Below are 11,726 nucleotides of genomic sequence, written 5' to 3'. Positions count from 1 at the left end.
CGCAGCATCGACAGGGTCCCACCGCCCCCACCGCCGAAGCAGGGCGCCAGTCCCTGCGAGGACAGCGCCTGGCGCACGCTGGCGCCCAGGGTCACCCAGCGCGGCTGGCCCTGCACGCTGACCTGGATCTGCGGCGTCAGGCTGGAGCGGCCACGGAAGTAGGTGGCGAAATAGTCGACGCCGGTCGGGAAGGTTCCATACTGAGCATAGTTGTCGGTGATGGCCGCCAGCGTCTTCCAACTCATCGCCCCAATCACGGTGATGTTGGCCTCGAGCGCGGTTGAGCCGGTCGAGCCCGAGCCCGACGGCTGGGAGGGATAGAACAATCGGTAATAGGGCTGGCGGTTCTGATCGTCGAAGAAGTCGATCGGCCCGGCCGCCACGGGCCGGCTGTTGGCCGGGCCGCCGCCGCCCGGATAGATCAGCGACAGGAAGGCGTCGACCGACAGGCTCCGGCCCGCGCCCGTCGCCAGCGCGCCCGCGCCGCCTTGTGGGATAACGTCGAACAGGTCCAGGCCTTCGGCCCCGGTGGCCAGGAAGCCGTTCTTGGGGCTAGAGCCACCGACAATCGACTGGTAGAGCGCCCCCGAAAGCTGCAGCCGCGCGCCGGGCGTCAGGTCGACAACCCGTAGGCTGTCGCTGCGCCAGAGGCCGTAGCGGTAGTAGAGCACCTCCTCGAAGGTCTGGGGCATGGCCTCGGCGATGATCTGGCGGATCAGCCCGATCGCCCAGGGATAGACCCCGGTGTCCTCGACGGCGCTGAGGAAGGCGACATAGGTCGACCGCAGGTCCGACCGCACGGCGCTGGCCCCAAGGCTCGTCCAGACGTCGGCGCTCAGGGTCAGCTGATAGGGCAGGGGCGGATCGCCGCTCGCCGGGGCAAGCTGGAAGGTGGTGGCGCCCGACTCCGGGATCGACGGATTGTCCGAGCCCGTGAAGGGCTTGGGCAGATAGAGCACGATCGGCTTGTCGGTGACGTCCGCGAGGCTCTGATAGGCGCCGCGGCGATAGAGATAGGGCGGCTCGCCGGCCGCGCCGACGCCGCTGGAATAGGCGTGGCCGGCCAAGGTCGGGGCGATCGCCAAGCTCGGCGCGCCCTGGACGTAGGGCTGGCCAGTGTCGGTCGGCGCGCTGGACACCGCTCGCACGGTCACTTTGATATTGGTCCCCCACGGATAGGTCAGGTTCGGGACCGGCACGGCGGCTAAGGCCGTCAGCGCGCCCGGGACATAAAGGTCCTGCGCGCCGGCGTTGCTCACTGAAACCAGGTAGCCGCCGACTCCGTCCCCGGGGACCGGTGTCCAGCTCACATGCAGGTTGGCGCCGTCATATTCGGCGGCCAGCGCCGTGGGGCTTTGGCTGGCGACGGCGGCCGGCGCCGAGGCTGGGCTCGGGGAGGTCGGGCCGACACCAATCACCCGCAGGCCCGCGCTCGCGCCCTTGGGCAGCACCAACGGCAGGCTGACCGACGCGGCGGCCGACCCGACCGCGATCTTGCGGCTCAGGATCGCGCCGTCGACGCTGACCTCGAACCAGTAGCTGTCCTGCGCGGCGCCGGTCAGTGTCGTGCTGACGCTGAGGTTTGCGCCGTCATAGGCCGCCGCGGTGATCGTGCACGGAGCCTCGAGCGTCGCTTGGGCCGCCGGGCCGGAGCCGACCGCATCGACGGCCGCGAGCGTCAGGGCGCCTGGCGCGGCGAAGGCGGCCGGGGCTGGGCCCTGGTAGCCGGAGCCGGTCACCACCAAGCTCGCCGCCGCGCCCAAGGTCGGGGTCGCCGTCAGGTCAAAGCTGCTGGTCAGGCCTTGGGCGGGCGGATCCCAGCCCAGGCTCATCTGCCCGTCGGCGATATAGACCGAGCGCAACACCGGCGCTTGCAGCAAAAGATCGACGGCCGGCGACGGGGGGCCGACCGCCAGGCCCGCGGCGTCGGTCACGCGGGCGCGCAGGCGGAAGGGCTGGTTGGCCGGTGTCGGCGCGGTGAAGCTGCAGCCGGTGGTCGAGACGTCGACGACCAGCGCCGCCAAGGTCTCGCCGATCAGGAGTTCGCCGCGCACGGCCGCGGCCGGCCCATTTGTGACCGTCCAGCTCGCCGTCACGCTGGCGCCAGGGGTCACCTGCGTGATCGTCGCCAGGCTGGCGATCACCGCGACCGTGGCGCTGTCGGCCGTCGTGCGCAGCGCTGAGACCCCGGCGACCTTGACGGTGGCGGTTGTGGCCTGGGCCGGCGTCAGCGGCAGGTCATAGGCTGTCTGGCCCCCGCTCACCGCAAAGGCGCCAAGACCGGCGACGGTGACCGTGTAGCCGGTCAGGAAGGGCAGGACCGCCGCCGTCCACTGCAGGCGCAACGTCTGGCCGTCATAGTCGACGACTGTCAGGCTGGGCGCGGTGACGGTGGGCAGGGCGAGCGTAGCGGACGCGCTGGGCAGCGCCACCACCCGCCCGATGGTCGGGGTGACTACCGCGCTCCAGGCCTTGGAGAGGTCGAGATTGGTCGTGAAGCTGATCGGCAACTGACCGCCGACCTGCACCGTGACGGGACTGGCGCCGGTCGCCGTCAGAACGGCCGAATAGCTGTCGGCCGCCGCCGTGGCGGCTAGATCGATGGTCACCGTCTGGCCGTCATAGCTGGCCACAAGGCTCTGGGGCGTGGTGAGCGGCACGGCCAGGCGCGGCGAGCGCGGGCCTTGGCTGGTCTGGCCGCCGGCGGTCACCACCAGCGCCACGTCGATCTCGTAGGCGGTGTTGGCCGCCGGGACCAGAGCGCTCCAGGCCACCTGGCCGCTGGCGGCGTTCAGAGTCTGGGTCTGGCCCGCCACGCCGTTGGCGTAGAGCGTCGCCACCAGGGCGCCACCCGTCGGTAGCGCGCCTGGGGCGGCGAGCTGGGCGCTGATCACCGCGGCTTGGGCCGAGCCGGTGACGATCACGCCAAGGATCTGCGGCGCCAACGCGTTCAGCGAAAGGCCCGTCCCGATCGGCCCGGCGAAGGCGCCATAAGAGATTCGGCCGGCGACCTTGGGACTGGTCAGGGTCGAAAGCTGGCCGGCGGTCAGCTGGCCGCCGACCGCACCGGCGCCCGCCATGGCGACCAGGTTGGCCCCGTCCAGCAGCAGCAGGTCGTAGGTTGCGGGCGCTGCGCCGACGGGCGGTGCGCTGGTGGTCCATTGGACGGCGATCTCGCCCTCGTCACAACTGGCTCGAGTCAGTTGCGGCGCGCCGGTGGGGATTGGCTGGGCTGTGGTCGCAGGCCCTGTGGTGTAGGGTGCGCCGAACGCGCCGGTGGTGCCGCCGCTGACGGGCTGGACCGCCGAGATGCTGACCCGATAGTCATGCCCCGCCGTGAAGGTCGCGGTCACCGCGCCGGCCGGCCCCACGCCCAGATAATAGTAGGGGGTCAGGGCGTGGGTGGTGTTATCGAAGATCTGCAGATAGGCGCCGGCGATCGCCGCGCCGCTCGGATTGTCCCAGGTGAAGGTCAAGCCCGTGGCCGTCACCTCCAAGGCCGTGATGCGCAGCTGGGCGACGACAACCGGCGCGGAGATCACCTTGGTCGGGTCGGACCAGTCGAGATCGGCCGGATTTTGGCCCGGAGCGGCGAACTGCACCTGCAGCAGATAGGCGATGGTTGGGGCCAGCGGGGCGGGGTTGAGGACGCGAATGGCCGTGGCCGTCGCGCCCGTTCCATAGGCTATGGGCGTCTGGTCGGCGAGGAGTTGGGCGTAGGCTACCGAGCCGGCGGGCGCGCCGGTCGACGACAGCACCGCCTGCACGCCCGCCTGCGTCGCGCCGGTGGGCAGCGGCGCGAAGGGATCGATGTATTGGACCGACTGGAAGGCTGGCATCGCGTCCCCCTTCCGCGCCGGCTAGAAGGCGCCGCCGTAGCGCCGATTGTCTGCATGGATGGTCGCCAGGGTGCTGGCGTAGTCGGTGTGGTAGCGCTCGGGGATGCGGCCCCGCATATATTCAAGCGAGTGGCTGTTGAGGTAGTGGCTCTGCCGGAAGGCGGCGTGATCGCCGACCACCACGCCGTTGGCGATGAAGGTCCCGACCGCGCCGGCCAGACCCTTAGCCCGATCGGTCTCATCGATCAGCTTGAGATTGGCGAAGACGCCGGCGAAGGCGTCGGGCTCCAGCTTGGCGACCGCGTCCAGGCCCGCTTCGGTTAGCACGCTGTCGCCGGCCGCTAGATCGCAGGCGCGCACGAAGCCGTTGCCGGTGGCCACCGGATGGCCGCCGGTCAGCACCAGGCTGCGACCGCCCTCGGTGGTCAGGCGATAGACTCCGGTGCTCGCGACATTGGGCTGATGGATGTGGTGCAGGCCGCGGGTCGTGGCCTCAACGCCCAGGTCGCCACCCTGGCCGGTGCGCACCCGCGCGGTGTTGCCGACGGCTTCGATCGGCTGGGTCGTTCCATCGGCCAGGGTCACCAGCGTGCCCTCGGCCAGGCAGTGCCACCAGAACTCCAGCGGCTTGATCTGCACGCAGTTGACCGAGGGCTGTTCAGGCCAGTCAGTGCTGCAGACGTTGAACTGGTAGGAGGGCGCGACCGGGTTGGCCACCGGGATCAGGAACTCGAAATAGAACGCCGTCTCGTTGTGCGAGGTCCAGTCGATGTTGTTGTTGGCGCCGCCATAGGTCCCGTAGATCAGAGACGGGGTGTTGGTCGGCGAGGTGTGGGCCGGATCGAACGGGTAGCTCCAGGTCACGATGTTGCTCGTGGTGTCGCCGGTGACCTTGGTCGGGTCGGGCGCCGCGCCGGCGATATAGGCCGCGCCGTTCAGCGAATAGAGCTGGGTGGTCAGGGACAGTCCCGAGGTGAACTGCCCGCCAGCCCCGACATTGGCTAGCGGCTGCTGGGTGTCGACCGTGCCGGTGAACGGCACCAGCAGCGGCGGATTGTCGGTGGTGTCCTGGGAATAGACGTAGTCGGCGTCGACCGAGGGCGATGGGCGGCCCAGGGCGATCTTGACCGAGGCGTGGGTGGCGCTGACCGGCGCGGTGACCGTGGCCTGGGGCATGTCGAACGCGGCCAGCTGGGTGGTCTTGGCGACCAGACCGAAGGCGGGCGGGGCCTCGGGGTGCGATTGGCTGTGATAGAAGCCGACGGCGGTAATCTTGTCGGACGCCGGCAGGGCCGCGTCCGAGCGGGTCGCGGCCGGGCAGAGGCCGCCGCCGACCTTGTTGGCGTAGCCTCGCGCGAGGGGCGCGCCGGTGTCGGCGTCGAGCACCAGGGCGACGCTACCCGCCATGTGGGCGCCGGCCTGGTCGATGTACCAGGCCCGGGCCGTGGCCCGGCCTTGCGCGTCACGACCGTAATCGACCAGCTGCAGGACATGGCCGGTGGCGTCGGCGGCGCTCGCGCGACCCTCGCTTAGGCTCTGGAGGTCGCCGAACAGACCAGGATGAGTGTCGGGGGTCTTGCCGCTCAACGTCAGGAACGCCCGGATCGCTCGGACGTCGACCGGATCGGCCGGGTTGAGGGCGCGCGTGACGCCGTCCTGGCCGGCCTTGGCTGCGGCGAAGATCGCGTCGACCTGGTCGTTGCTGCTCGAGATCATGGTGCCCACCCTTGCTTATTTTGTTGCAATCGCCGGCCAGTTCCGCGTCACCGCACGACCACGCTTGCCGCCCCGGTACGGTTGTATTTTGAGATTAACTCTACCTCACAGTTTAATGCAATTGTGAATTGTATCGACTCAAAATATAATCATCACACGAAGTTGGCGACGCCATACCAAAGACCGCATGGCGTCAGCCTGCGACGTTCAATCGCTTGGCAGGCCCTTTGGCGCACTGGGGCCTGCTCTTCCGCTTGAGCCCTGGCCCTCTGGTGGGCTGCAAGTGCGTTCAGAAGGCGATTTGGCGTCCATTTTCGAGACGCGCCGCTCGCTTTCTTGGTGAAGTTGCCATGCAAGTTTCGCCCGCGACGACGTCGACCAGCTCGTCGTTCGTCGATCAATCAAGCGCCAAGCCGCGATCCTGGCCGACGATCCAGGCGCTATAAAAGAAGATCGACGCCTGTGTAGCGATCTCCAGGGCCATGGCCCAGTTGGTCGGCTCGGGCTCGGGGTGGTTCCAGCAGAGCGCTCAGGCCGATCGCGACGCCGTAAACGCGGTGTGGCTGCCAAGGGTGAATCGCGGGCCTCTAGGGCCGTTTTTCATCCGGACGCAATGTCAACACGCGGACGCCGTCATGAGTGACCGCCACAGTGTGCTCGAACTGAGCGGAGAGCTTCCCGTCCGCCGTGACGACGGTCCATCCGTCCTCCTCGGTCCGGACCGTCCTGCGCCCTTGGTTCAGCATGGGCTCTATCGTGAAGACCATGCCCTCCCGAAGCGTGAGGCCGGTCCCCGGCTTTCCGAAATGCAGCACCTGCGGCGCCTCGTGCATCTCGCGCCCGATGCCATGACCGCAGTATTCCCTCACCACCGAGTAGCCGTTTCGCTTGGCGTGCCGCTCTATGGCGTAGCCGATATCGCCAAGCCGTGCGCCCGGGCGAACGGCGCGGATACCTTTCCACATGGCCTCATAGGTGGTGTGAACGAGCCGCCTTGCGGCGGCCCCCACATTGCCGACGAGGAATGTCTTGCTGGAGTCCGCGATATAGCCCTGCTGCTCGAGCGTGATGTCGAAATTGACGATGTCGCCGTCCTGCAAGACTTCATCCTTTGACGGGACTCCGTGGCAGACGACCTCGTTCCTCGAACTGTTCAGCGCGAAGCCGTAGCCATATTGGCCCTTGCTGGCGGGCCGCGCACCCAGCTGATCGACGATGAACGCCTCGACGAGGTCATTGACCTGCAGGGTGCTCAATCCGGCGAGGGAGCGCCCATCCAGGTGCGCGAACACCGACGCGAGCAAACGGCCTGACTCCGCCAGCAGTTCGACCTCGGCCGGCGTCTTCGTCACGAGACCGCAGCCACGGGATCAAGGGTGTCGACGCCGGCCGCCTTCAGCTCACGCGCCACAAGCTCCTGGAACGTGAGGCCAGGGTTCAGCTCACAGAGCATGCCGACTCTGATCCAGAAGGCCGCCTGGCCGTTGATCGATCGATAAGAAGCCTTGCTCGCTCGGCGCAGCTGCTCGTGCAGCTCGTCCTCGATATTCACGATCCCCACTAAGCGCTCCAAAATATATGTTTTATATATGAAGCATATAGAAGAGTTCCGGGCGCGACAAGCGGTCCGCCGGCCGCGGGGCTTTAAATGTGACGCCCAACGTTCGCCAAGGGGCGCGAGCCGCCTTCGCCGGTTAAAGGCCGAACGTCGTCTTTCTGGAGTGAAGCGGCGGCTTCTCGCGCGATTTAGTCAGTGTTTCGCCGGTCGAGCGCGTCATCGCGGGGGAGGAGGGGCCGCTGACCAGCATCTAGCGCGACTGTATCGGCAGAGGGCCGGCATAGCTGGCGCGCGGACGGAAGAGTTCGTGGTCCTGATACTGCTCCAGAGCATGTGCGATCCAACCGACCATGCGGCCGACGGTCGATAAGGCCAGTTCCTCTCCCTTCATCCCCAGCACCTTGCCGAGCAGCACGGTTGGCACGATGAAATCGGGCGCGGCGCCGGTCAGATCCTCGATAAGATCGGCCGCGGTCCGGAAGCGCCGCATCGTGGGGGCGGGGGCATGCTGCTCCAACGATGCGATCAGCACCTGCGCCCGGGGGTCCTTGTCGGCGTAGAGATATCGGCCAAAACCCGGCAACGGCTCGCCGACACGGAAGCGCGACAGCACGGCCTCCTTGGGATCGCCGGTCAGGAACTCCTCGACGAAACGGGAGACGGTCTCGACGCGGCCCATGTGGAGCCGGCGACCGCGTCCGGCCACGAGGCCAGCCATGGCCGCGCCATAGGGCGTGACGCCAGTGTTGGCGGCCGCGCGCACCGCATAGGTGGTCGGGTCCAGTTCATGGTCGGCGGCCAGCACCAGGCAGCGCCGGATCATGTCGCCGTAGCCGGGCGGAAGGCCGAGATTGCGCGCTAGCACCGTATGGATCGGCCCGCGATCGTCTGGAGAACCGCCGCCGACCAGGGCGGCGAAACATCGCACGGCCTCGGCGCCGGTGCGCGCGTAGCCTTGAGGCGTCAGGTCATGGGCGCGGGGATTGGTATGCTCCATGAGGCTGAACAGGGCGATGGCGCGGGCTATGCGTGGCAGGTCACTCAGCGCGACGAGCACGTCGCCATGCTGGGGCGCGAAAATGGGGGTGGTCTCCGCGAAGGCGGTCGGCGCGTTCCAGAGGAGCCTGGCGACGTCCTCGATGGTTGCGGTTTCCGCCAGTTCGATGGCCGAAACGCCGCGATAAAACGGCCCCTTCGGCGTCATGAGCGTTATGGCGGTCGACTTGATCAGCCCGGCCGAGGGATCGGCTGGGCGGCCGCGTTGGCGGGTCTGCTCGATATCCGCGCGCCAGTAGCGGCGGCTTTTCGAGCCTGGCTGTTTTTCGGACCGAATGCCCTTTCGGCTGACATAGGCGTAGAGCGTGGTCAGGCTGACCCCCAAGGCCCCGGCCGCCTCATCAGCGGACATGTAAAGCGCAGCGTCACTCATATGGATGAATTCCGTACAGATTGACGAGCCATCTACTATTGGTCCCAATGCAATCAAGCGCATCAAAGAAGAACGCATTGACAAAAAATGTCAATGTAAAGCGCGCGGAGGGAATGACCATGAGAGCTCGCTTCGACTTGCTAGGATCGGCCTGCGTCCTGGCGCTTGGCTCGGGATCGGCCGTGATGGCCCAGGCCACCCCGTCTCCGGTCCAGATCGACGAGGTGGTGGTGACCGCGCAGAAGCGCTCGGAGAACCTGCAAGACGTGCCGCTGACCTTGTCGGTGTTCGGCGCCAAGCAGATCGAGCAGGCTCGCATCGTCCAGGTTCAGGATGTGGCCAACCGCACACCGGGCCTGTCGTTCGACAACTTTCCAAGCAGCCAGCCGCGCCCGACCCTGCGCGGCATCGGCTCATCCGACCGTGGCGCGGCGGGCGATCCCTCCGTCTCGGTGTTTGTTGACGAGGTCTATTATGGCCGACCGTCGGCGGTGGCCTTCGACGCGTTCGACGTCGAGCGGATTGAAGTGCTGAAGGGGCCGCAGGGCACGCTGCTGGGCAAAAACGTAGTCGGCGGCGCGGTGAGCGTCTTCAACAAGCGTCCGACCCTCGACGCGCTTCACGCCGGTGCGGCCGTGACTGTGGGCGACTATTCGCGCTTCGAGGCGGCTGGCTTCCTCAATGCGCCGGTCTCGGAAAAGGCCGCTGTGCGCCTCAGTCTCAGTTCTCGCGAGCACGAGGGCTACACCAAGAACGCCTTCGCCGGCGGCCGGGCCGAGGACCAGGACACTAAAAGCGCTCGCCTGCAGCTTCTCCTGCAGCCCACGGACAGCTTCATGGCCCTTTTTGCGGTCGACGGCACGCGCGATCGCATGAACGGCGACGCGCGGCATGTCGTGCAACTGGATCCCAGCGTCCCAGCCAGCGCGCTCTGGAAGGTCAACGGTCAGCGCGACCAGTATTTCGCCGAGAACAACGGCCGCAACGATCGCGACACTTGGGGGGCTCGCGCCCACCTGTCGTGGGACCTGCCGATGGCTAGCGTGACCTACATCGGCTCATACCGTGACCTCGTCTACCACTACGCCGAGGACTTCGACGGCGGCAATCCGACGATCTACGCCTTGAACTTCAAGGGCGGCCAGGACGAGAAGAGCCATTTCCAGAGTCACGAGGTTCGGCTGTCGGCCTTGCCGTCGTCCAAACTGCGCTGGGTGGTCGGCGGCTACTACTACAGCGGCGACACCGACCGGGTGGACACGCTGTTCGGCGACATCAAGTCCCGGCCGACCCCGCCGGCGACCTACGCGGCGCGTGACCGCTTCATCCAGGCCGCGAGCGTCAAGAGCTACGCGGTGTTCGGCGACGCCACCTGGCCGCTGACCGATCAGATCAACGTCTTCGGCGGTCTGCGCTATTCCAAGGACGACAAGGACTATGCGCTGAACAACCAGGACTCCACGGCCCTGCTGCGCGCCTCGACCCGCTACGCGATCAACGCCAGCCACGACTGGAGCAAGCTGACCTGGCGGATCGGCGGCGACTTCTCGCCCAGCGACGATGTCATGCTGTACGGCGTGATTTCGACGGGTTTCAAGAGCGGCGGCTTCCAGGACACCCCCTCGACCCCGACCTCGGCGGTGACGCCGTTCAATCCCGAGACCGCGACGCTGTACGAACTAGGCGCCAAGACCATGCTGTTGGATCGCCGTCTGACCTGGAACACCTCGATCTACCAGACCGACTATCAGGACCTGCAGGTGCGCAGCACGCGCGGCTTCGACACCGTCACCACCAATGCGGGCAAGGCGCGGATCCGCGGGCTGGAAACCTCGCTCGATGCGCGAGTGGGCGATCGGGTGCGGCTGGCGGCCAGCTACGCCTATACCGACGGCAAGTTCCTCAGCCTGTTCGACCGGGGCGCGGACCGTTCGGGCAACCGCATGACCCGCAGCCCGCGCCACAAGCTGACCCTATCGCCCAGCTACACCCAGCCGTTGGCCTCGGGCGCGCGGATCGAGGCGGCGATCGACGGAACATTCGAGAGCAAGATTTACGATGACCTCGACAACAACGAGATCACCACCCGCAAGGCCCGCACCCTGATCGACGCGCGCCTCGTCTATGACAGCCCGGACGGGCGCTGGAACCTGTCGGTGTGGGGCAAGAACCTGACCGACCAGCTCTACAGGACCCATCAGGTCATCTTCCAAGGCGCGGATCTGGCCATCTTCGCCCCGCCACGCACGGTCGGCGCCACGCTGCGCTGGACCTACTGAGGTGGCGGCGAGCGGCGAGGGGAGAACCTCATGACCCTGGCGATCCTGGGTTTCCTGATGGTGATCAGCTTCATGACGCTGATCATGACCAATCGCCTGTCGGCGATCACGGCCCTGATCATCGTGCCGATCATCTTCGGCCTTCTGGCCGGGGCCGGCCCACAGCTGGGCGGCATGATGGTCAAGGGCGTCACCGCCCTTGCGCCGACGGCCCTGATGCTGGCCTTCGCGGTTCTCTATTTTGGGATCATGATCGATGCGGGCCTGTTCGATCCGCTGGTCCGCTGGGTGCTGGCGATGGTCGGCGACGATCCAGCGCGGGTAACGGTGGGCACAGCGCTCCTGGCCATGATCGTGTCGCTGGACGGAGACGGCGCCACTACTGCCCTGGTGACGATCTCGGCCCTGCTGCCGGTCTATCGGCGGTTGCGGCTGAACCCCCTGATCCTGGCTCTGCTGCTAGGGCTCAGCAACACGATCGTCAATCTCGTGCCTTGGGGCGGCCCGACGGCGCGGGCCGCCAGCGCCCTGCATCTGGAGCCGAGCGCGGTGTTCGTGCCGATGATCCCCGCCATGATCGCTGGCCTTGCCGGGACGCTCGCCCTGGCCTGGGCGTTAGGTCTCTCCGAACGCAAGCGCCTTGGTCGACTGTCGTTGGAGCCCCTCGAGCCCGTGACCGCCGACGCGCCGCTGGTCGACACCGGCGAGGCGGAGGCCAAGCGGCCCAAGCTGATCTGGTTCAACCTCGCCCTGACCCTCGCCTTGATCGTCGGGCTGGTCAGCGGGGCGGCGCCGCTACCGGCCCTGATGATGGGGGCCTTCGCAATCGCCGTGATCGTCAACTATCCCGACATCCCGACCCAGCGGACGCGGGTGGCCGCCCACGCCAAGAACGTCCTGGGTGT

At 67.3% G+C, this 11,726-nt stretch carries 7 protein-coding genes; 2 read left to right on the top strand and 5 right to left on the bottom strand.

What is annotated here, in order from left to right:
* The 5 genes from VJ655_RS00395 to VJ655_RS00375 form a co-directional block, all read right to left on the bottom strand.
* On the bottom strand, window positions 1-3,839 hold a 3,839-nt coding region (locus VJ655_RS00395; protein WP_324097406.1), incomplete at its 3' end, for a hypothetical protein.
* Window positions 3,840-3,860: 21 nt separating this feature from the next.
* Window positions 3,861-5,555 carry a Hint domain-containing protein gene (locus VJ655_RS00390; protein WP_324097405.1) on the bottom strand — a complete coding sequence of 565 codons (1,695 nt, stop codon included), beginning with the start codon at window positions 5,553-5,555 and terminating at the stop codon, window positions 3,861-3,863.
* Between the two features lie 587 nt (window positions 5,556-6,142).
* Window positions 6,143-6,907, bottom strand: coding sequence for a type I methionyl aminopeptidase (gene map, locus VJ655_RS00385; protein WP_324097404.1), 765 nt, complete (start codon window positions 6,905-6,907; stop codon window positions 6,143-6,145).
* On the bottom strand, window positions 6,904-7,116 hold the full coding sequence (locus VJ655_RS00380) for a ParD-like family protein (RefSeq protein WP_324097403.1): 213 nt from the start codon (window positions 7,114-7,116) through the stop codon (window positions 6,904-6,906). The genes map and VJ655_RS00380 overlap by 4 nt, the downstream gene beginning before the upstream one ends.
* Before the next feature lie 247 nt (window positions 7,117-7,363).
* Window positions 7,364-8,620: a citrate synthase family protein gene (locus tag VJ655_RS00375; RefSeq protein WP_324097401.1), complete on the bottom strand. Its 1,257-nt coding sequence runs from the start codon at window positions 8,618-8,620 to the stop codon at window positions 7,364-7,366.
* Window positions 8,621-8,655: 35 nt separating this feature from the next.
* Here VJ655_RS00375 and VJ655_RS00370 point away from each other — a divergent pair, with 35 nt between their 5' ends.
* Window positions 8,656-10,821, top strand: a complete 2,166-nt coding sequence (locus tag VJ655_RS00370; RefSeq protein WP_324097400.1) for a TonB-dependent receptor — start codon at window positions 8,656-8,658, stop codon at window positions 10,819-10,821.
* A 30-nt stretch (window positions 10,822-10,851) separates the two neighbouring features.
* Window positions 10,852-11,726: citrate:proton symporter (locus VJ655_RS00365; RefSeq protein ID WP_324097399.1), on the top strand; the 875-nt coding region annotated here is incomplete at its 3' end.

It is taken from the genome of Caulobacter sp., from assembly GCF_035254145.1.
Lineage (GTDB): Bacteria > Pseudomonadota > Alphaproteobacteria > Caulobacterales > Caulobacteraceae > Caulobacter.
This window is presented reverse-complemented; position numbering and strand designations above follow the sequence as displayed.

Excerpts from the sequence above, each read along its gene's own strand:
- VJ655_RS00375 (WP_324097401.1), bottom strand. The coding sequence starts at position 8,620 with ATGCGTTCTTCTTTGATGCGCTTGATTGCATTGGGACCAATAGTAGAT.
- VJ655_RS00370 (WP_324097400.1), top strand. The coding sequence starts at position 8,656 with ATGACCATGAGAGCTCGCTTCGACTTGCTAGGATCGGCCTGCGTCCTG.
- VJ655_RS00390 (WP_324097405.1), bottom strand. The coding sequence starts at position 5,555 with ATGATCTCGAGCAGCAACGACCAGGTCGACGCGATCTTCGCCGCAGCC.